Genomic DNA, 22,052 nt, shown 5'->3' on the forward strand with positions numbered 1-22,052 from the left:
ATCAAAACTCTCAATTCTCAATTTATCTAAATAGTTCATACTCTAATGCGGCAATGTTATATTGGTAGACAGTCTCGATATAGCCGCGGCGAATATCCCGGGCGGTTGTTATGGACTGTATGTATTCCGCTATACCCGTTTCGCTCTGTTGCAACTGGAGATTGGCAGCCTTGGTCAACTCGTCCGCTTCTTTCAAGGCGGAAGAAGTGTAGTAGCGTAGACTCTCGTTGTATCTGCGGAGTGAGGCTTCCAACTCAAATACCTTGTTTCTCAATTCGCGAATGTTCGCGTCTGCCTGAATCTGTGCTGAGGTAGCGGATAACCGTGCTTGCTTTACCTTGCTCTTTTGGGGCAGGAAGTAGATAGGGAAGGAGACACCCACCATCCACGCATTCAGATTCTTCAACGGAAGAATATCCTGGCGGGTATATCCCACGCTGATTTTCGGAAAGAAATGGCTCCGCTCTACATGAAGCATGGCTTTCGCTTCGTCCGCCTGACTTTGAAAGTAAGCAGTGTGTGCTCCCGACAGCGTCCCGTCTGAAAGACTGGTATAAAACAGTGATAAGGTAGAATCTGCCGGAACAAGCGGCTGGTCTGAATAACAACTCCAACGGAAGCGTGCCAAAGCCATTTTCTCTTCTTCCTGTGCCTGGAACCAACGGTTGTGCAGTTCGGCGGCGATAGTTGTCATCATATTCTTTTCGAGCAGGGTGATTTCCCCCTGTTGATAACGCAGTTCACCGATATGCTGTAACTTTTCCGCCATCTTGTCCTGGTCGCGGTACATTGCACAGAGGTTGGCGGCATATTGGTAGTACGCCCATGCCCGTTTCACTTCTGCCGTGACTTCCTTCTCCACCATCTGACGATAGAATGTGGTTGTTTTCACTTGGCGGTTGACTAATGCATTCTTGTAGAACGGAGTGAGCAGAGAACCCAGGCTTTGCTCGAAAGCCAGTTCCTTGTCTTTCTTGTTCTCTCCGTTGAGCTGCCCCCAGGAATAGCTGAATGAGGTAGGGGTAGCTTCTACAATCTCTCCACGGGTAGCCTTGGCTTGTTGGATGGCGTTGGTTGCCATTTTCAGACGGGGGTGATTCTGTTTCGCCATCTCGATAGCCTGTTCCAAAGTGACGGTCGATGCCTGTTGCGCGGAAACGAAAGAAGGAATCAATAGGAACAGCGGAAGAAGGACGAAGAACGGCAGGTGAAACTTGACTCCCGGACGTTTCCAGGTTGCGAAGGAGTTTACAATCTTGTAGAACACCGGGATGATAAGCAATGTCAATATAGTGGAGATAATCAATCCGCCGATAACGACAGTTGCCAGCGGGCGTTGCACTTCGGAGCCGGCGGAAGTGGCGATGGCCATCGGGACAAATCCCAATGATGCCACCAAGCCTGTCAGGAATACGGGACGAAGCAGATGCGGAGTTCCCTTGGCGATGATTCGGTTTGTACTCATGGGGTAAGTGTTTTGTTTACGAAGTTCGTTGAAGTGATTCACCATGAGGATACCGTTCAGTACTGCCACGCCAAATAATGCGATGAAGCCTACACCCGCCGATATGCTGAACGGAAGTCCGCGCAGCCAAAGGGCGACGATACCGCCGATAAGCGACAGCGGAACGGTGGAGAATACCATCAGTGTATAGGTGATATTCTTGAAAGCAAAGAACAGAATCAACAGGATGAGCATCAATGCTACCGGAATGACAATGAGCAGCGTGTGAATGGCGTTCTGCAAGTTCTCGAACTGACCGCCGTATTCGAAGTAATATCCCGGTTTCAACTTGACATTCTTGTCCAATGTCTTTTGTATGTCCGCCACCACTTGCTGTATATCCGCGTCGCGCACATTGACACCGATGACGATACGGCGTTTCGTAGCGTCGCGGTTGATTTGGAGAGGTCCGCTGACGAGGTCTATGCTCGCTACTTCTCCGACCGGAATCTGGATTCCTTCGGAAGTGCGCACAAACAATTTGTCGAGATTCAAATCCGCCACTTTCTCCTGGTCGAGACGGACGACGAGGTCGAACCTTCGTTCGTTTTCAAACACTACGCCGCTGGATTCTCCGGCATAGGCGGTTCGGATAATCGTGTTGAGCTCTTCTATGTTGATGCCGTAGCGGGCTATCTTGTTGCGGTTGTATTTTACAACAAGCTGGGGCAATCCCATTGTCTGCTCTACGATGACGTCTGACGCTCCCGGCACTTTTTCTACATAGGCGGCGGCTTCTTTTGCTTTCTCGTAGAGTTCGTGGGTGTCTTCTCCATACAGTTTGACGGCAATATCGGCTTTGGCGCCTGTCATCAGTTCATTAAAACGGAGCTGTATCGGTTGCGAGAAGTTGAATTCGGCACGCTCGGACAGCGGTTCGAGTGCTTCTTTCATCTTATCCACCACTTCCGCACGGTTTCCTGCGCTGGTCCATTCTTTGAAAGGTTTCATGATAATCATCACGTCGGCGTCTTCTACTGCCATCGGGTCGGTGGGGACTTCCGCCGTTCCGATTTTGGCAACTACGTGCTTGATTTCCGGGAATTTGTCCATCAGCGTCTTTTCTGCCAGACGGGATACTTCGATACTTTCTGACAACGAACTTCCGGCAGGCAATGTCATTTGCATGGCGAAGTCGCCTTCGTCCAGAGTCGGGATAAATTCGGCACCCAGCCGGGTGAAGAGGAAGAGCGAGCCGATTAGCGCGGCAAAGGCTACGATGACGGTACGCCACTTGTGATGCAGGCAGGAACGCAGGCAACGTTGATATACGCTGTTCAGTTTCTCGAAGAAACGGTCGGCGAGTGTCGGTTTCACCACGATGGTATGTTTCAGGAAGAGCGATGCCATCATCGGGACATAGGTGAGTGAAAGAATCAAGGCTCCGATGATACAGAATACAAGTGTTTTTGCCATCGGGGTGAAGTATTTTCCTTCAATTCCGTTCAGGGTGAGGATGGGGAAGAATACTATCAGGATAATCAATACGGCGAAAGTGGCCGAGCGGACTACGCCGGATGCTCCTTTTTCCACTTCTGCATCCATCTCTTCACGGGTGAGCGTCCGTCCCCGGAACTGCTTGCCGTAGATATGGGCAAGGATACCTTCCAGTATGACGATAGAGCCGTCCACAACGATACCGAAGTCGATGGCGCCGAGGCTCATCAGGTTGGCGGTGACATTGAAAAGGCGCATCATGATAAAGGCAAAGAGCATTGCCAGCGGAATGACTGACGCGACAATCAGTCCGGCACGTACATTGCCGAGGAAGATGATAAGTACGAGGAATACGATAATTGCACCTTCAATCAGGTTGTTGACAACGGTTGAGATATTCCGGTTCACCAGTTCCGAGCGGTTCAGATAAGGTTCGATGCTGACTCCTTCGGGCAGCAGGTGCTGTATCTTCTCTACTCGTTTTTCCAGTTCCTGGGTGACGACGTTGGCGTTGGCTCCTTTCAGCATCATGGCGATTCCGCCTACACATTCGCCTTCACCGTCCATTGTCATGGCGCCGAAACGCTTGGGAGAGCCGAAACGGACTACGCCTACATCGCTGATATGTACCGGAATACCGTTCCGGTTGGCTACAACGATGCGTTCGATGTCCTTCGTCTGGGTAATCATACCTTCCGACCGGATATAATAGGCGTTGTTTGCTTTTTCAATGTAGCTTCCGCCTGTGTTCTGGTTGTTGCTGCTGAGGGCTTCGAACACTTCGCCGATGGTGATGTTCAGTGAGAAGAGTGCGTCCGGGTCGACGGCGACTTCATATTGTTTCAGGTAGCCGCCGAAGCTGTTGATTTCTACGATACCCGGTATGCCGGACAACTGGCGTTTCACCATCCAGTCCTGAATGGTGCGTAGTTCCATGGCATCGTATTTCTCTTCGTAACCGGGAGCTACTTTCAGTATGTACTGGTAGATTTCTCCGAGTCCGGTGGTGATGGGCATCATTTCCGGTGCTCCAAGTTCGGGGGGAATCTCTCCGGCAACGGTTTGTATCTGTTCGTTGATAAGCTGCCGGGCATCGAGGGTAGGGACGCTTTCTTTGAACACGACGGTCACTACCGATAGCCCGAAGCGGCTGACGGAACGGATATCTTCTACATTCATGATGTTGCTCATCGCTAGTTCGATAGGCATGGTGATGAGCTGTTCTACCTCTTGCGGTGCAAGGGTGGGCGACACGGTCACAATCTGTACCTGGTTGTTGGTGATATCGGGCACGGCGTCGATAGGTAATGTCAACATCGCGTAGATACCGCCGATAAGCAGGAAGAGGGTAGTGAGCCCTACAAACAGCTTCTTCTTGATTGAAAAACGTACAATAGCTGTAAACATGATTCTCTTTGTGTTATTATTTCATGTTACAAAACTACGGACTATCTGCGTTCATCGTAATCAGGAACGGATGAAGTGGAAAAATTGCAGGGCGAAGTGACGAAATGGCGGCTTGAATGTTCTGCGGGGGAACTAATCTTTCAGAACCTGTATCCGATACTTATGATGAATAGTGTGAATCGAAGCAAACATTTTTTCACTCCGGTTCGTTTAATATGAAACGAACTAAATACGTGTTGAGTATGAAATCATTTATTTTAATGGTGGTGGCTATGGTGTGTGCAATATCTTTGGAAGCGCAGAATAAGTCTTTCTACGACTTCACTGTGCAAACGATTGACGGTAAGGAATTTCCTCTTTCGTCCTTGAAAGGAAAGAAAGTGCTGGTGGTGAATGTGGCTTCCAAGTGTGGCTTGACACCACAATATGCCAAGTTGCAGGAATTGTACGAGAAGTATAAGGATAAGAACTTCGTTATTATCGGCTTTCCCGCCAATAACTTTATGGGGCAGGAACCGGGAAGCAATGAGGAGATTGCCAAGTTCTGTTCATTGAAGTATGATGTCACTTTCCCGATGATGGCTAAGATTTCCGTCAAAGGCAAGGGGATGGCTCCGCTTTATCAATGGCTGACGGAGAAGAAACAGAATGGAAAAGAAGATGCGCCCGTTCAGTGGAACTTCCAGAAGTTTATGATTGACGAGAACGGAAACTGGATTGGGTTCGTTGCCCCCAAAGAGAGCCCGTTCTCGGAGAAAATCATTACTTGGATAGAGAAGGAATAAGGGATACTTTCTTCAGTTCTCCTTCAAAGTTGAGAGTGAAAATTCCTTTTCCCAGGTTCTCTTTTATTTCTTCGATGGTCCAGAAACGTCCGCCGTCCAGTTCGTCGCTGGGGTGGATTTCACCGTCGTAGACTGTCTTATGAACAAATACGAGTTCCTTCTCACGGTCGGACTCGAAAACATAATTAGTCAGAAGTTCAGGAGTAAAGTCCGTGATGCCCAGTTCTTCACGGGCTTCCCGTTTAAGGGCTATCTCTACGCTTTCGCCTAAATCGATATGTCCGCCTACGGCTGTATCCCATTTCCCGGGTTGGATGTCTTTCCATTCGGGACGTTTTTGCAGATACAAGTCTCCTTTTGCGTTGAAGACGTGCAGATGGACGACCGGATGAAGCAATTTGCTGCCGCTGTGGCATTCTCCGCGGGTGGCGGCTCCGGTGATATTTCCCTGCTCATCGACGATGGGGAACATTTCTTGGTTGTTATCGCTTGACATCATTGTTTCTATTGTTTACTTTTTGAATCCTTTAATAATAGTTCTTCCTGTATTGGTGGCATTCAATTGCAGTTTTAATGATATTTCGGCAATAGAATTGAATAAGGTTTCGTGGTCTCGTTCATTGCTTTCGATGTCTTCCGCTATCTCTGTTAGCTGCTGTTTGATTACATCTAGTTCTTCTTTAATGGATAAATTGGTATTTTATATTCAAGTATAAACTGGCGCATTTTGGTGAAAGCTCTCATTATATTAATGTTGACTTGTATAGCTAACGGACTTTTGAGAACGGAAGATAACATAGCTACGCCATTTTCGGTGAAAGCGAATAAAGATGTTGAATCAATATTATAATGGGAAGGTATCACATTTTGTGATACCCCTATGGAAATCAGTTGATTAGATTCTTCTTGGGTCAACCTGAACATAAAATCTTCAGGGAATCTGTCGATATTTCTTCTGACAGCTTGCTTCAACACTCTGGTTTCTATTCCATATAATTCTGATAAATCGAAATCTAACATAACCTTTGTTCCTCGAATCTCGTAGATTCTGCTTTCGATTTCTATGGGTGGTTTTTCCATGCTGTAATTTCTACTTTTAGTTTACGGCATTAATAAGGAAGAATCTCCGTAACTTAGGAACCGGAAGTCGTGGTTCAGGGCATAATCATAAATCGTGCGCCAGTCTCCTTTTACAAAAGCGGAAACCAAAAGTAATAAAGTGCTTTGCGGCTGATGGAAATTAGTAACCATTGCTTTTACTATTTTATACTGGTAGCCGGGGGCAATAATTATCTGTGTACTGGTATGAAGTGCCTCAAGACCGTTTCTGTCGAGGTAACCCAATATCTTTTGCAACGCAACTACCGGGGGAATCTGGTCATACTTTTCATAAGGCTGCCATTGTCTGACGTGTAGTTCCTCTTCCGTAGCGTCCGGATTATCAGCTAGGGTGACTCCGATATGATACAGGCTTTCGAGTGTGCGTACCGAAGTAGTCCCTACGGCAACAGCGCAACCGTCATGGTCGATAAGTTTCTTGATAGTGCTCCGGTTGACGGATATATATTCCGTATGCATCTCGTGACCTTCAATCTCTTCACTCTTCACAGGCTTGAAAGTTCCTGCGCCTACATGCAAGGTCAGTTCCTCAAGCTCTATACCTTTCTCTTGCAGCGCATCCAGTACTCGGGGCGTGAAATGCAGTCCTGCGGTAGGTGCGGCTACCGAACCTTTAATCTTTGAATAAACCGTCTGATATGTTTCTTTATCGCTCTCTTCCGTCTCCCGATTTAGATAAGGAGGGATAGGAAGCTCCCCGAATACTTCGAGAATATCGGCGAAAGTCACTTCCGGATTATCCCATGAGAAGTCTACCCAATGGCTGGTTCCTCTGCTTTCTCCTCTCGTTGCGGTCAGCGTGATTGGCAATCCTTTTACTGTCATTTCCCGTTTCAGGGTCCCGTCTTTCCATTTCTTCAGGTTGCCAATCATGCAAAGCCATGCGGCATGTTCCGTTTGCTGGAAGTTCAGTACATAATCATTGGGTTGAATGGGCTCAAGGCAGAACACTTCAATCAGTGCCCCCGTTTCCTTACGGAAATGTAGCCTTGCCTGAATAACTTTTGTATTGTTGAATACCATCAAAGCACCTTTAGGCAGATACTCAGGCAAAGAGGTGAAAGTGTCTTCGCTTACTTCACCGCGGCGGTACACCAATAGTTTCGACTGGTCGCGGACAGCCAATGGGAATTTGGCAATGCGTTCATCCGGCAATGGATAGTTATATTCGCTGATATGGATATGTTTCGGGTCTTCTTTCATTGTTGTCAGGTATATTTCTTGATAGTATGCTCTAGTTCTATTTATTCCATATTCATAAAGTTTGGCTTGAGGAATAAAAAGAAAGAGGTTAGATTTGACTCTAACCTCTTGATGGACAATTCGTCGGGATGACAAGATTCGAACTTGCGACCACACGCCCCCCAGACGCGTACTCTACCGGGCTGAGCTACATCCCGAATTGCGGATGCAAAAGTACTGCTTTATTTTGAAATAGCAAATAATTCGAATGAAATTTATAATATACTTCTGCGGTTTACTCATATTTTTCTGATGATAAGTAAAGTAAAGTGGAGAATATTTTATAAGTTTGCATCACAAATAGTGGCGCAATTGTAGGAACTTTAGCTGTATTGTATATCATGATATGTGCTAATAAATAAAGATTCTGTTTTATTTGAATTAGCAAATGAACTGATGTTTTTTCATTTGGCGGCATTAATTGGAATGTTTGCGTAAAAACACTATAAAATATCAGGCAGTATATAATAAAGCTAAACGGGGAAATTGCGAAATGAACTATCAATCAGTGAGTTTGTTTATGAATTAATGCAAATAAAGAGTGTGTGACTTCTTTAGTGTGATACTATATTTCCGTTTTCGATGTGCAGTATTTCAGGAAGTTATACATTTGTAGTAATAAGACTTAGTTTAGATAGAAAGGTGTTAAATGTTAGACATAAAAAATAGAGAGACATTAGAGATATACGTCTTGGGTGACGATTTTAAATTTTATCAGAATCTGAAATATCTTCCTCTGACTTCTTATCCTTCCAATATCCAATCAGCTTTGATTATATATTGTTTGAGTGGGAGAGCGAAACTTACCGTACACGAAGATGTACATTGGGTACAGCCGGAGGAACTTATTATATTATTACCCGGACAATTTGTCTCATTCAGTGAGCCTAGTGAAGATTTCTCGACCGTTTCGATGGTGATATCCTCTTCTTTGTTTAGTGATGCGTTGAGTGGAGTCCCACGATTCTCCCCGCATTTCTTCTTCTATATGCGAAGCCATTTTTGCTATCCGCAAACAGAGCGTGATGTTCTTCGGATATACAATTTCTTGGGGATGATAAAAGAAAAAGTCAAGTCTCAGGACGTGTATAGGCGGGAGTTGATAACACATTTGTTGAGATACCTCTATCTGGAGTTGTTCAACGCTTATCAGAAGGAATCTGCTTTGATGACTGTGCGGAAAGATACGCGCAAAGAAGAATTGGCCAATAAATTCTTCGGGCTTATCATGAAGCATTTCAAAGAAAATAAGGATGTGGCTTTTTATGCGGATAAACTTTGCATTACTTCCAAGTACTTGACTATGGTTATCAAGGAGACAAGCGGGAAGTCTGCCAAAGACTGGATTGTGGAATACATCATACTTGAAATTAAGGCTTTGCTGAAAAATACAAGCCTGAATATTCAGGAGATAGCAATCAAAACCAACTTCGCCAATCAGTCCTCGCTCGGACGTTTTTTCAGAAAGCATACCGGAATGTCGCTGTCTCAGTATCGGATGAGCAGTTTAGACTAAAACAGTTTATCATATTTGCCGCGGATGTATGAGGATTAAATCCCCATACATTCGCGGTAAAAGTCCAGCATCTCAAAAATGGTATTTTTGTCGGCTGTCTGGTTGATGCAAATATCACCGATGTCTTTCAGTAGAGTGAAGTTGACCGTTCCCGAAGTATTCTTTTTGTCATGTGTCATGTATGCATAAAGCTGTTCATATTTCTTGCAGTCGAATGTAAACACACCGTAATTGTCTTTAATAAACTGGATAGTCTGTCTCATTTTCTCTTTCGGGAAGCCTGCTTTGGTGTGGGACAGATACAATTCGCATACGATTCCCCAAGCTACTGCATATCCGTGCAAAACCGGACGGTTTTCTGCCAATGCCATACTTTCAAACGCGTGTCCGACGGTATGTCCCAAGTTTAACGCTTTGCGAATGCCATGTTCAAAAGGATCTTGCTTCACAATATCTTCTTTTACTTGTACCGACTTGCCAACCAGTTGTTTGAGAGCGGCATAATCAATATCGGCTGTATTGAAGTTCAGTAATTCCGCCCAATGCGCGACGTTGCTGATTAAACCGTGTTTGAGCATCTCCGCATATCCGGAAAAGAAATTGTGTGCATCCAGCGTGCGCAGGAATTCTGTTTCAATCAACACGCTGCTTGCCGGAGCAAATGCGCCGATTTCGTTTTTCAGTCCGTTGAAGTTGATTCCTGTTTTGCCACCGACGGAAGCGTCCACCATAGCCAGCAGGGTAGTCGGTATATTGATGTAAGAGATGCCACGTTTGAATGTAGCTGCGGCAAAACCGCCCAGATCCGTCACCATTCCCCCGCCGAGGTTGATAAGTAAAGAGTGACGCGTAGCTCCTTGGGTACTCAATGTCATCCAGACAGAAGCAAGCGTTTCCAGCGTTTTATGTACGTCTTCCGCTCCGATGCAGATTTCAGTGGCATCTTTCAGCAAGGTGGTTTCCTTCAGGGAAGGCAGGCAGAGACGCCGGGTATGCTCGTCTGTGAGGATGAATAATTTGTCATGCGGGCACTGTTCAATGGCACGACTCAGGCTCGTTTCCAAGCTTTCACAGAGAATAACTTCTTGTTTACTCATGATTCTTTTGCTTTTTTACCCTGCAAATGTATATAAAATATCTTTTTTATACTTACATTTGCCCTGTTAAAACGTTCAATCATGAAAGCATTATTACCTGTATATTGTCGTCCTTTGGGATATGTGGTCTTGTTGGTAGCTCTGTTCATTCCTTTTTTTCTGGTGATGCAGGGAGTGGTAACCGATAACAATTTGTTGTTTTATAAAGAATGTACAAAGTTGCTGATGATGGCAGGATGTTTGTTGATAATCTTTGCACTGAGCAAGCAAGAGAGCCGCGAAACGGAACAAATCCGTAATTCGGCAGTTCGTAATGCTATCTTTCTGACATTCCTGTTTGTCTTCGGGGGAATGCTGTGGCGTGTCATGCAAGGAGATGTGATTAATGTAGATACTTCCTCTTTTCTGACTTTTTTGATTTTTAATGTGCTTTGTTTGGAATTTGGTCTGAAAAAAGCGTTTGTTGATCGATTCTTTAAAAGATAATTTTCTTTTCAATTAAACCTTTTGCGATTCGATTTGTCAAAAAGGCATTGTTATTGCTACTAATATAATCGTAAATTAGGTAAATGAAAAGATTTTCTGCAGGGCTGGTGCTGATGTTACTATGCACCTTCTCAATTTTCGCACAGGATAAGGTGATTACTGTTTCGGGACGTGTTGTGGAATCCGACTCAAAGGAACCGGCAGCACAGGCTACTGTCCAATTGTTGTCATTGCCCGATAGTGCTTATGTTGCTGGTATAGCCAGTAGCAATCAAGGTTGGTTTACTCTCCCCAAAGTGAAGGCCGGGAAATATGTGTTGAAGGTTTCCTATATCGGCTTCCGTACTAAACTCGTACCGGTTCAACTGGCTGCCAATGCACCCGATAAGAAGTTGGGAACGATCGCGTTGGAACCTGACGCTGTCATGCTGAAAGAAGCGGTGATTACTGCTGAGGCTCCTCAAGTGACGGTGAAGGAAGATACACTGGAATATAACTCGGCTGCTTATCGCACTCCCGAAGGAGCTATGCTCGAAGAGCTGGTGAAGAAACTTCCGGGAGCAGAGATTGATGATGACGGTAATGTCAAAATCAACGGTAAGGAAGTGAAGAAGATTATGGTGGATGGTAAAGAATTCTTTGGCGGTGACGTGAAAACCGGGTTGAAGAATCTGCCGGTCAACATGATTGACAAACTGAAAACGTATGATAAGAAATCAGACTTGGCCCGCGTCACCGGAATAGATGATGGGGAAGAAGAGACTGTCCTTGACTTGAAAGTGAAGAAAGGAATGAACCAGGGCTGGTTTGGTAATGCAAGTGTTGCCGGTGGTACGGAAGACCGCTATGGAAGCAACTTGATGCTGAACCGCTTTGTTGATAACAGCCAGTTCTCTTTGATTGGCTCGGCAAATAATGTGAACGACCAAGGATTCTCCGGTGGCGGCGGACCGCGTTTCCGAAATAGCAACGGTTTGACTGCTACCAAGATGATTGGAGCTAACTTTGCCACTCAGACGGATAAACTTGAATTAGGCGGTAGCGCCCGTTATAATTATAGCGATCGCGATGCAGTCTCTACAAACTATTCGGAACGTTTCTTGACGAATGGAAGTTCTTTTTCTAATTCGAATAGTAAGAACCGCAATAGGAATACGAACTTTAATGCAGACTTCCGTCTGGAATGGAAGCCGGATACGTTGACTAATATCATTTTCCGCCCGAATGTTTCTTATGGGAAGTCTGACGGATATTCTATTTCCGAATCGGGAACTTTTGATGGTGATCCGTTTAATTTGGTGTCCAATCCGAACGATTTCTTGAATAAGATACAGTGGGGAAGTACGGATGATCCATTAAAAGATATTCGTGTCAATGCCAGTAACAGTGAATCTTTGTCTAAGAATAACAGCTTGTCTGCCAATGCTTCCTTGCAGGTAAACAGAAGATTGAATAATCAAGGAAGAAATATAACTTTCCGTGGTACGTTCGGTTATGGCGATAATGACAGTGAACAGTTTAGCGAGTCATTGACACGTTATTTCGATGAAACGTCAGGAAAGAATGATGATGAACGCAAGCAGTATATCACATCTCCGACCAAGAGTTACGATTATACGGGCGAATTGACATATAATGAGCCGATTGCCAAAGCTACTTTCTTGCAGTTCCGCTATAAATTCCAGTACAAATACAGTGAGAGTGATAGAAGCACATACAGTTTGATTCCCGAAGCGGAAAAAAATCAGGACTGGTTTTGGAATTTTGGAGATGATTTGCCGGAAGGATATGAGAATAATAAGGATATGAAGTTGAGCAAATATGCTCAGTATAAGTATTATAATCATGATATCAATGCAGGGCTGAATATTATCCGTGAAAAGTACAGGTTCAACTTTGGAATGTCCTTGCAGCCTCAGAATACCCGTTTGGATTATAAGAAAGCGGAAATAGATACTGTAGTAAAGAGAAATGTGTTCAATTTCGCTCCTAACGTTGATTTCCGTTACCGGTTCTCCAAAGTGAGCCAGTTGCGCTTTACATATCGGGGACGTGCAGGCCAGCCGAGCATGGAAAATCTGCTGGATGTGACCGATGATTCCAATCCGCTGCGAATTACCAAGGGTAATCCGGGGTTGAAACCTTCTTTCACTCATTCTATGCGGTTGTTCTATAATACATATAATGGTGATAAGCAGCGCGGAATGATGGCGCACGCTAATTTTAATATGACTCAGAATAAGATTACCAATGCCACTATTTATAACCAGACGACGGGTGGGACAATCTCTCAGCCGGAGAATATTAATGGTTATTGGACTGCAATGGGAATGTTCGGATTCAATACGGCTCTGAAAGACAAGCGTTTTACAATCAATTCTTTCTCACGTGCCAACTATACTAATGATGTGTCTTTCCTTTATAATGATGATACTCAAGTGAATGATAAAAATACAAGTACGTCGTTGACCTTGGCCGAGAATCTGAATGGAACGTTCCGTAATGATTGGTTTGAGTTTACTATCAATGGGTCAATCAACTATAATTTTGAACGTAATAAGTTGAATCCGGATACCAATCAGGAACCTTATACTTTCGGGTATGGAGCAAGTACGAACATCTCTTTGCCTTGGAATATGACGTTGTCTACCAATATAACGAATAATTCACGTCGTGGTTATCGCGATGCCAGCATGAATAAAAATGAACTAATTTGGAATGCTCAGATTGCCCAGAACTTCCTGAAAGGTAATGCTGCAACAATCAGTTTTGAAGTATATGACATTTTGAAACAACAATCCAATATCAGTCGTTCGCTGACTGCTGATATGCGTTCCGTTTCGGAATATAACGGAGTCAACAGTTATTGTATGCTTCGTTTCGCCTATCGTCTGAATGTCTTCGGGAATAAGGAAGCACGTGGAAATATGCGTCAAGGTGGTTTCGACGGTGGTGGTCATCGCGGTCCGCGTGGTGGCAGTCCAACCCGGATGATGCGTTTTTAAGAGCAGACAAGGTCTTATGAGATAAATAAGAAGTGTCCCGGCGCAACGATTGATAGTTGTAGCCGGGACTTTTTTGTTTATCCGATAATTTACTTTATATTTGTTGTTTAGTATCCGTTTAAAAAAGAGATTCCTATGATTGATTGGAACTATATACTCAGCCAGATAGCAACGGTGGCTTTTGATATTCTCTATTTCGGAGCCGTCATCGGTACGATTGTCATTATCATTCTTGACAACCGGAATCCGGTTAAAACTATGGCATGGATACTGATATTGCTTTTTCTTCCCATCGTAGGTCTTGTCTTTTACTTTTTCTTTGGCCGGAGCCAGCGCCGCGAACGTATTATCGGTCAGAAAAGCTACGACCGTCTGCTGAAGAAGCCGATGGCTGAATATCTGGCTCAGGATTGCTCGGAAATCCAGTATGAATATTCCCGTCTTATCCAACTGTTTCAGCATACCAACCAGGCTTTTCCTTTTGAGGGAAATCGTGTATCTGTCTATACCGAAGGCTATACGAAATTGCAGGCATTATTGCGTGAACTCCAGAAAGCGAAACAGCATATCCATATGGAGTATTATATTTTTGAAGATGATGCTATCGGACGGCTGGTTAGAGATGTATTGATTGAGAAAGCTTCTCAGGGGATTGAAGTACGAGTGATTTATGATGATGTAGGATGCTGGCACGTTCCCAATCGCTTTTTTGAAGAAATGCGTAATGCGGGTATTGAGGTACGGAGTTTCCTGAAAGTGCGCTTTCCCTTGTTTACCAGTAGGGTGAATTATCGGAATCATAGGAAGATTGTCGTTATTGACGGACGTGTAGGCTTTGTGGGTGGGATGAATCTAGCTGAGCGCTATATGCATGGTTTCTCCTGGGGGACTTGGCGTGATACACATATCATGCTGGAAGGTAAAGCAGTGCATGGCTTGCAAACAGCCTTCCTGCTCGACTGGTATTTCGTGGACCGTACGCTGATAACAGCGTCCCGCTATTTTCCGAGAATAGACTCTTGTGGTAGCTGCTTAGTGCAGATTGTCACCAGCGAACCTATCGGTCCCTGGAAGGAAATCATGCAGGGACTGACGGTGGCGATAACCAATGCCAAGAAATATTTCTATATGCAGACACCCTATTTCTTGCCGACAGAGCAAATTCTGGCTGCTATGCAGACTGCGGCCTTGTCCGGAGTGGATATACGTCTGATGCTACCGGAACGTGCCGACAACCGGGTTACTCATCTTGGCTCTCATTCCTATCTCGCGGACGTGATGCAGGCAGGTGTGAAAGTCTATTTCTATAAGAAAGGTTTTTTGCATTCCAAACTCATGGTTTCGGATGATCTGCTTTCTACGGTAGGTTCTACTAATGTGGATTTCCGTAGCTTTGAGCATAATTTTGAAGTGAATGCTTTTATGTATGATGTGGACACTGCACTCGAAATGAAAGAAATATTCCTTCAAGACCAGCGTGAAAGCACGCAGATATTCTTGAAGAATTGGGTGAGGCGTTCGTGGAGACAAAAGGCAGCGGAGTCCATTGTTCGTTTATTGGCTCCGCTTCTCTAATATCTATAATAGGTTTAATCGATTTATCGGAACAAGGAGAAGTTTACACTTCCATAAATTCTTCTTTCGATGAAATGTGGATTTTCCTCGAAGTTATTATCTTTTCCGTGTTCCAGAACAAATAATCCCCCTTCTTTGAGAAGATTGTTTTGGAAAATAAGTTCGGGTATTGTCTCCAGTTCTTTTAAAGCGTAAGGCGGATCGGCAAAGATAAAGTCAAACTGCTCGCTACTGCTCTTGATAAATTTGAATACATCACCCCGTATCGGCAGGCATTTGTCTGTCTGCACCTCTTTCATGATTTTGACGATGAATGAGTGATGTGCAGGCTCTTTCTCAATACAGATAACGCGGTCGCATCCCCTGGAAATGAGTTCGATACTTATGCTTCCGGTTCCGGCAAACAAATCAAGTGCTGTTACTCCTTCCTCAAAATCAATATAGTTATTGAGTACGTTAAACAGATTCTCTTTGGCGAAATCTGTTGTAGGGCGTGCTTTAAACGTTCGTGGCACGTCAAATCTTCTTCGTTTGTATATACCGCTGATTACTCGCATATTAATAAGGCTTGCATGTCAATATTAGTAGCAGGATTCATAATGAATACCTGCAAGATAAACTTTTTCAGTTCGTTCATTAGGACTTCTTTGTCCGGGAGTGTTCCGGTGAGGTGCAGTTCATCCCGTTCCTGATTAAACTCCAGTTGTTTCCAGGCATACAGCAGATAGTAGATACGATCTTCTGTGTGCGTACATTCAAAGGAATTGGCAAGAAGGAGATGTCCCCGTTCGAAACAAAAGATGTCGATGCCCTTCTGACGTATGGAAACGTACATCTTTTTGCTGTTCCCTAATCTGCTTTTGACCGAAAAATAGTCAATGAGCGGAGTGGACTGGGAATAGAAATGGGCTTCGGGATACTGTTCTTTTAGAAAAGTGTATGCACTTTTGTCTATACCAAAAATGACAGCTACATTATTTTTCTGTAGAATATTGTAGAATACCGTTTCATTCTCCCGTTTCTGATGATTGTGATAGAATAAAAGTTCTGCCTGTTCCTCTTCAAACAACTCCAATGGTACAATTGTAAAACGCTTGCCGGCCATCATGATATTCACCCGTTTGTAGGGGTGGCTTAAGAAGTCCGATTCGTGAAAAACCGTTTTCAGGTTGGCCGTGAGCGATAGAGAAGGCTCTATTTCTTTCTCTATGATTGATAGAGAGTTGTCGTGAATCGGGTTATAGATAGAAAAAGAAAATCCATCCGTACTAAGACGGATGGATAAAGTATATTGTTTTGATTTAGTAAAATCAATCATTATTCCCAGTTACCAGCACCATTGTTCGGAGTGTCGATAGAACCTACCATTAAACCGCAGTATCTACCCAATTTGCTCTGAACATCTTTTAAGTTAATGATTTCTTGTTTGTCAAGTCCACCCAAATAAGTTTCGTACGGAGCTTTTACTTCGAACAAGAATACAGGAGCTCCTGACTTAGCAGTATCGTTTCTGACATTCATTTCGAACTGAGCACCATTTCCGTAAGGAATGTATCTCATAGAGTCTGCATTAAATCCTTTCGGGAAAATAGTATCCATTACGGCTACCCACATGGTGTCGCGTTTGAAGTTTTCAAGTCCCCATTTCTTTACTTCGTCATACTTGCCTGTCTTCTTCGCTTTGTTGATGATAGACATAGCTTTCTTTTCTGTCAAACCGTCTTCCAGTTGCTTGTCTGTCAACTGTCCCATCTTCATAACAAACGGCAACTTCTGATTTTTTACGAAATCAATCAGTGTGTCGAATTTGTCTGTGTACATTCCGTGATGAAGCGTGCGGTATTCCTGCTGTGCTTTACGGATGTCAATCAAACGGGCAATGACTGCTTTTTCTCTGTCTTTTTTGGCGTTTTCAAAATTGATAGGACCCATAATGCTGTTGTAACAGATGTAAATCAGTGCAGCAGCACAGAGCACTAATACAATATTAAATACTGTTTTCATGATAAATTATGTTTTTAGTTGTTATATTCGCATCGCAAAAATAGAATAAATAAATTTAAATACGATAGTTCAGGGAACTTTTTTCTCGTACAAAAATGATAAATAACTATTTAGAAAGGCAAATTAAGGAAAATTTTCCTTACCAACCAACTTTAGAGCAGGAAATTGCTGTAAAATCTCTTTCAGAGTTTCTTCTGTCTACTTTGGCGGACGAAGTTTTTATCCTCAGAGGTTATGCCGGAACAGGTAAAACATCTCTAGTCGGAGCATTGGTGAAAACAATGGAACAGTTGCAGCAAAAATCTGTTTTGTTGGCTCCGACGGGCCGTGCGGCAAAAGTCTTTTCAACATATGCGGGACATTCGGCTTTTACTATCCATAAGAAAATATACAGACAACAATCCTTCTCCAACGAACTGAGTAATTTTTCAATCAATGACAATTTGGCTACAAATACATTGTTCATAGTTGATGAGGCTTCAATGATTTCTAATGAGGGGCTATCGGGCAGTGTATTTGGCACAGGACGTTTGTTGGATGACTTGGTGCAGTTCGTATATTCGGGGCAAGGATGCCGTCTTTTGTTGATGGGAGATACGGCACAGCTTCCCCCGGTAGGAGAGGAGTTGAGCCCGGCGCTTTTTACCGATGCATTGAAAGGCTATGGTCTTGAAGTACGTGAGGTCGATTTGACTCAGGTAGTCCGGCAAGTACAAGAATCCGGTATTTTATGGAATGCTACGCGACTCAGGCAATTAATTGCGGAAGATGAATGTTACTCTTTACCTAAGATAAAGGTGGCAGGTTTTCCCGATATAAAAGTAGTGCCGGGGACGGAATTGATTGACGAACTGAACAATTGCTATGATCATGACGGGATGGACGAGACGATTGTGATTTGTCGCTCAAATAAACGTGCGAATCTGTATAATGGCGGAATACGTGCACAGATTCTTTGGCGTGAAGATGAACTGAATACAGGAGATATGTTGATGGTTGCCAAAAATAACTATTATTGGACGGAAAAGTATAAAGAAATGGATTTCATAGCCAATGGTGAAATTGCTGTTGTCCGTCGTGTCCGTCGCACCCGTGAAATGTACGGTTTTCGTTTTGCAGAAGTCACCCTCCGATTTCCCGACCAGAATGATTTTGAGCTGGATGCTAATTTGTTGTTGGATACTTTGCATTCTGACTCTCCTGCATTGCCTAAAGCGGATAATGACCGCTTGTTTTATACGGTGCTTGAAGATTATATAGATATTCCCAATAAGCGTGATCGGATGAAGAAAATGAAAGCTGATCCGCATTATAATGCATTGCAAGTGAAATATGCATATGCAATAACGTGCCATAAGGCACAGGGTGGGCAGTGGCAGAATGTGTTTTTGGATCAGGGATATATGACGGATGAGTATTTGACTCCCGATTATTTCCGGTGGCTGTATACAGCTTTTACTCGGGCGACAAAGACGCTGTATTTGGTGAATTATCCGAAGGAGCAGGTGGAATAGTTGCCTTGGATAAATAAGTATAATATGGAAATACCTTTTTTATGGTCGCATAGTCTTCTATAGAAGTGCTGAATAAATATAAACAGGGGACATCTGCCAATATCAAAAATTTGCGTAAGGCAACATTGGAGAAAGATTTAATTGATATACTCTCTGGGAATGTAATTGAAATTCAGGACCCGGCATTTGAGTATTGGTTGAAGTATGTGTATAAATATCATAGTAATTGAAATATGAAAACAGCAATAATCAAGTTTCGGACTTTACTATTGCTGTTTTCTATTCATAAAGACTTTTATAATGTCTCTCTTGGCGATATTTTAATCACTTATTAATGAGTCATACCTATTGAAAGCTGTTCGTTAAATCATTTACGTTCAATTTTGTATTCGGTAGCAAGTTCCAAGTTTGGGATAGTTTGGTCAGGTTTTAGGTAAAGAGTCTCTACATATTCTCCATTAAATTTGAAAGTATGCAATACCGGACATTGAGTCAGGTCAATACGTTCGACATAATCGCTACCTGGACGTTGTACTTTCATGTTGATTGCTTGGAGGTTGTCACTGATAAACACTATATCCTCACAGCCGGAACCGAAATATCTGGCGGATAATAAATCAAATGAAGTGATCGGATTATCTCCAAAATTGAATTCTTTCATATAAATATTGGCAGTATTTGTAATTGTCAGTGACGTTACTTTATGCAACTTGGATATGTCTACTTTTTGTAAAGAACTGCTACCTTTTATCTGTATGGTAGTCAGGTTGGGGAAGTATTCCAATCCGTTGAGATTGTCTATCGTTTTTGTACAAGTAAATTCGGTTGCCTTCATTCCAGCTTCTGTAATTATGCCTTCATTGCCGGCTAATCTCACTAGCCATCCGCTTGTTTCGGCATATTCTGCGATAACACTGTTTGAAATAGATGCAACCGGTGTATTCGGGTCTGCTTGGACGATACTGATTTCTGCATTTTTCAAACTGTTTTCCACATGGACAGAACCGACTCTGGCATTTGAAGCAGCCAAAAGTTTGTAGGATAATGTGCTAGTTGTTATACCTCTGTCATCTGTTTGTTGCTTGGAAATCGTTTGATTAGTAATCCATTCTGCGCCACTTACAATTGAAGGCGTATACTCAAGATTACTTTCTATCGTGAAGGAAATAGTTTGTTCCGATAAATCATATTTCTGCGATGTCTCTGACGGGGTGATTGTAAAGTAAGGTACACAGGCTTGTGTGATATTTACTACTATCGGTTCGTCAAGAAGCGGACTTTCCAAAGTAACGTCGGCTGAACGGATCTTGTATGTCTCGTTTTCGGCAACAGAGAACAAGAGGGTTGTTTTACCGATAAATTCACTTTGTTTTTCTAATGTCAGCCACTCCTTGCTGTCATCGCTGTAAGTAATGGTAAGATCGGAAACATTACTTTCAAACTTAATAGACACATCACTTTTCTTTTGGGGTAAATCGATTTTTTGTTCGGTTAGTAAGTCTACAGCATATACAGGGGAACATTCCACTTGTAGGGGGGCTACTGTAGAACCAACGAAGAATTTGAAAGTTGCAGTGCGGATTTCATCCAACGAGTTGGGATCAATGGTGAATGTAACTTGGTCTCCACTTTTTCCTGATGTAGCTGATGGGTGTGCCCAGTCGTATGTGCCTGCTAATCTCCAGTCGTCCGAACTTGTGACGGTTACGGCAACTTCGCCTCCTAGACCGTTTATTTTTATTTCATTCGTTGATAATGAAAGCGAGTCATTCATTTCATTTACTGGTTCGTCGCTATCAGAGCAACCCCACAGAAAGAGTGTTGCTGACAATACTATTGATATTCTTTTTAATAGATTCATTTTATGTATTTTATTTAAGCGTTAAAAGAGTAATATATTAGCGTGCCGTACGAACAGTACTGTTTTTGGGATAGTAATAACTTGGACGCATAAGGCTCTCATCATACAATCCTAAGCAAACATTCTCGCAATATTTTAGCTGGTCTTTTTTTTCTGCGTCCGAAATGTATTTAGGAGGATTCGGAGAGAAAAACATATAATAACCGTATCCTGCATTTTTTTTGGAACGTGCGGTACTGGTACTTGTATCTCCTCTATCTCGAAAAAGTTCAATAGACATACCTGCACATTGTTTTAATGTCATGCCTATGCCGGGTTGTTCGGTTCTATTGTAATCCGCTACGGAATAGTCGCAATATTGTCCTGGTTCTACACCGTCAATGATTTTTAGATTTCGGGCATACAAACTTCCCAAACTATACAATGATACAACTTTTTCCGGCATAGCTTTCTTACATTCATACATTAAGCGGGAACCAGCTTCTACAGAGTGCTCCGCCAGCCAAGGATTGGAAAGCACCGGATCATTCGAATATTCATCGTCAAAAGCTACACCGTCCAAGTTATATCCACGACAATAAGCGGCTATTTCACGGGCAAACTCTTTGGCTCCCATTTCAGAAAGTTGGGCTACGCCTGCTTGATCATGATTTCCCAGGATACTGATGATAACCCTCATACCAGCTTTGCGGAGTGGCTGGAGATACTCATCATTGTGGTCGAGTAGGAATTGTACATTATCGTTATTAGATATATATACTCGTTGTTTTTTGGCATCCCAGTTTATATTGGCTGCAAAAAGAACTACGTCATCAAAGAAATATTTGCCACTGGCTGTTTTGAATTCTAATGCATTAAGAGGATTTGCATCATTCACTTCAAAGTAAATTACGGTTTTTACAGCATCTTCTCCTTTGTTATGATTGGCTTTATGACGACAATCCTGTACTAACAATACCATATGTTTGGACATTTCGGAAAATGAGATACTTTCGGTCGGTGAAGTTGCAGTCAATGGGACGATGTACGTTTTATCTTCTTCCATACCTTCAAAAGCAGTAAGTGTTACTTTCAGACCGGGAGTTGTCGTGTCATCCGGTGCGAGCAGACAAGCACCGTTGTTGGTGATTGTTACATTTTCTGCAGGAAACATTTCGAAATCCGTATTGTGGATGGCATTGTAGGTGGTTACGTAGGATTCGTCTACGGTAATTGTTACATCTACTCCCGTTTTCGGTTGTTTAGAAAGACGAAATACAATATCTGTTGATTGTTCGTCATTGCGCAGTTCCACTATTGAGTTGTTTTTGTTAGTGGCTGCATCAAGCAACATGCCGTTGATTTGTGTAGCAGAAAGATAAGCGCTTTCATCTGCTGTAAATTCAAGTTCTTCATCACAGGATGTAAAAAGCCCTGCGGTAAATACTGCCAATGGCAGAAAAGCATATTTAATGTGGTTTATCATATTCATATTCTGTTAAAAGATTATTTGTAAAGAGG

At 43.1% G+C, this 22,052-nt stretch carries 15 protein-coding genes, 1 tRNA gene and 2 pseudogenes; 7 read left to right on the top strand and 11 right to left on the bottom strand.

Annotated elements, in window-relative coordinates; genetic code table 11:
• Positions 1 to 22: 22 nt before the first annotated feature.
• Complete coding sequence (locus ACGHVY_RS19110) at positions 23 to 4,348, bottom strand: CusA/CzcA family heavy metal efflux RND transporter (protein ID WP_390600719.1); 4,326 nt, start codon at positions 4,346 to 4,348, stop codon at positions 23 to 25.
• A 242-nt stretch (positions 4,349 to 4,590) separates the two neighbouring features.
• On the opposite strand from ACGHVY_RS19110, the gene ACGHVY_RS19115 reads away from it, so the two are divergent.
• On the top strand, positions 4,591 to 5,133 hold the full coding sequence (locus ACGHVY_RS19115) for a glutathione peroxidase (protein ID WP_390600721.1): 543 nt from the start codon (positions 4,591 to 4,593) through the stop codon (positions 5,131 to 5,133).
• Here ACGHVY_RS19115 and ACGHVY_RS19120 read toward each other — a convergent pair.
• The 4 genes and pseudogenes from ACGHVY_RS19120 to ACGHVY_RS19135 form a co-directional block, all read right to left on the bottom strand.
• Positions 5,111 to 5,629, bottom strand: coding sequence for an NUDIX domain-containing protein (locus ACGHVY_RS19120; RefSeq protein ID WP_390600986.1), 519 nt, complete (start codon positions 5,627 to 5,629; stop codon positions 5,111 to 5,113). The genes ACGHVY_RS19115 and ACGHVY_RS19120 overlap by 23 nt on opposite strands.
• 203 nt (positions 5,630 to 5,832) lie before the next feature.
• Positions 5,833 to 6,213, bottom strand: a pseudogene (locus ACGHVY_RS19125) (ORF6N domain-containing protein); the annotation flags it as partial.
• Between the two features lie 21 nt (positions 6,214 to 6,234).
• A complete protein-coding gene (locus ACGHVY_RS19130; protein ID WP_308746601.1) occupies positions 6,235 to 7,455 on the bottom strand; it encodes an S-adenosylmethionine:tRNA ribosyltransferase-isomerase in 1,221 nt (406 codons plus the stop codon).
• 123 nt (positions 7,456 to 7,578) lie between these two features.
• Positions 7,579 to 7,652: transfer RNA gene (locus ACGHVY_RS19135), tRNA-Pro, on the bottom strand.
• A 491-nt stretch (positions 7,653 to 8,143) separates the two neighbouring features.
• Between ACGHVY_RS19135 and ACGHVY_RS19140 the strand changes: the two genes are divergently transcribed.
• Positions 8,144 to 9,010 (top strand): helix-turn-helix domain-containing protein, encoded by an 867-nt coding sequence (locus ACGHVY_RS19140; protein WP_308746600.1) that lies wholly within the window; start codon positions 8,144 to 8,146, stop codon positions 9,008 to 9,010.
• A gap of 35 nt (positions 9,011 to 9,045) precedes the next feature.
• Here the strand turns inward: ACGHVY_RS19140 and aroB are convergent, their stop codons facing one another.
• Positions 9,046 to 10,107: a 3-dehydroquinate synthase gene (aroB, locus tag ACGHVY_RS19145; protein WP_308746599.1), complete on the bottom strand. Its 1,062-nt coding sequence runs from the start codon at positions 10,105 to 10,107 to the stop codon at positions 9,046 to 9,048.
• 81 nt (positions 10,108 to 10,188) lie between these two features.
• On the opposite strand from aroB, the gene ACGHVY_RS19150 reads away from it, so the two are divergent.
• The 3 genes from ACGHVY_RS19150 to cls all read left to right on the top strand — a co-directional run bounded on the left by ACGHVY_RS19150 (position 10,189) and on the right by cls (position 15,173).
• On the top strand, positions 10,189 to 10,593 hold the full coding sequence (locus ACGHVY_RS19150; RefSeq protein ID WP_308746598.1) for a hypothetical protein: 405 nt from the start codon (positions 10,189 to 10,191) through the stop codon (positions 10,591 to 10,593).
• An 83-nt stretch (positions 10,594 to 10,676) separates the two neighbouring features.
• Complete coding sequence (locus ACGHVY_RS19155; protein ID WP_390600726.1) at positions 10,677 to 13,598, top strand: TonB-dependent receptor; 2,922 nt, start codon at positions 10,677 to 10,679, stop codon at positions 13,596 to 13,598.
• A gap of 135 nt (positions 13,599 to 13,733) precedes the next feature.
• A complete protein-coding gene (gene cls, locus ACGHVY_RS19160) occupies positions 13,734 to 15,173 on the top strand; it encodes a cardiolipin synthase (RefSeq protein WP_390600728.1) in 1,440 nt (479 codons plus the stop codon).
• Positions 15,174 to 15,196: 23 nt separating this feature from the next.
• Here cls and ACGHVY_RS19165 read toward each other — a convergent pair whose 3' ends face one another.
• The 3 genes from ACGHVY_RS19165 to ACGHVY_RS19175 are packed head-to-tail and all read right to left on the bottom strand — an operon-like array spanning position 15,197 to position 17,177.
• The gene (locus ACGHVY_RS19165) at positions 15,197 to 15,730 is read right to left on the bottom strand and encodes an RsmD family RNA methyltransferase (RefSeq protein ID WP_308746595.1); all 534 of its coding nucleotides are present in this window, start codon (positions 15,728 to 15,730) and stop codon (positions 15,197 to 15,199) included.
• Positions 15,721 to 16,491 (bottom strand): DUF3822 family protein, encoded by a 771-nt coding sequence (locus ACGHVY_RS19170; RefSeq protein WP_390600731.1) that lies wholly within the window; start codon positions 16,489 to 16,491, stop codon positions 15,721 to 15,723. Before ACGHVY_RS19170 ends, ACGHVY_RS19165 begins: the two co-directional genes overlap by 10 nt.
• Positions 16,491 to 17,177 (bottom strand): hypothetical protein, encoded by a 687-nt coding sequence (locus ACGHVY_RS19175; RefSeq protein WP_390600733.1) that lies wholly within the window; start codon positions 17,175 to 17,177, stop codon positions 16,491 to 16,493. The genes ACGHVY_RS19170 and ACGHVY_RS19175 overlap by 1 nt, the downstream gene beginning before the upstream one ends.
• Before the next feature lie 95 nt (positions 17,178 to 17,272).
• On the opposite strand from ACGHVY_RS19175, the gene ACGHVY_RS19180 reads away from it, so the two are divergent.
• Both ACGHVY_RS19180 and ACGHVY_RS19185 read left to right on the top strand, forming a co-directional pair.
• Positions 17,273 to 18,691 carry an AAA family ATPase gene (locus tag ACGHVY_RS19180; RefSeq protein ID WP_308747159.1) on the top strand — a complete coding sequence of 473 codons (1,419 nt, stop codon included), beginning with the start codon at positions 17,273 to 17,275 and terminating at the stop codon, positions 18,689 to 18,691.
• A gap of 53 nt (positions 18,692 to 18,744) precedes the next feature.
• Positions 18,745 to 18,921, top strand: a pseudogene (locus ACGHVY_RS19185) (ATPase); the annotation flags it as partial.
• Between the two features lie 137 nt (positions 18,922 to 19,058).
• On the opposite strand, the gene ACGHVY_RS19190 reads toward ACGHVY_RS19185, so the two are convergent.
• Complete coding sequence (locus ACGHVY_RS19190) at positions 19,059 to 20,465, bottom strand: BACON domain-containing protein (RefSeq protein WP_390600736.1); 1,407 nt, start codon at positions 20,463 to 20,465, stop codon at positions 19,059 to 19,061.
• 124 nt (positions 20,466 to 20,589) lie between these two features.
• The gene (locus ACGHVY_RS19195; protein ID WP_390600739.1) at positions 20,590 to 22,017 is read right to left on the bottom strand and encodes a BT_3987 domain-containing protein; all 1,428 of its coding nucleotides are present in this window, start codon (positions 22,015 to 22,017) and stop codon (positions 20,590 to 20,592) included.
• Positions 22,018 to 22,052: the final 35 nt, after the last annotated feature.

Source organism: Bacteroides sp. f07 (assembly GCF_042854785.1).
Classification (GTDB): Bacteria; Bacteroidota; Bacteroidia; order Bacteroidales; family Bacteroidaceae; genus Bacteroides.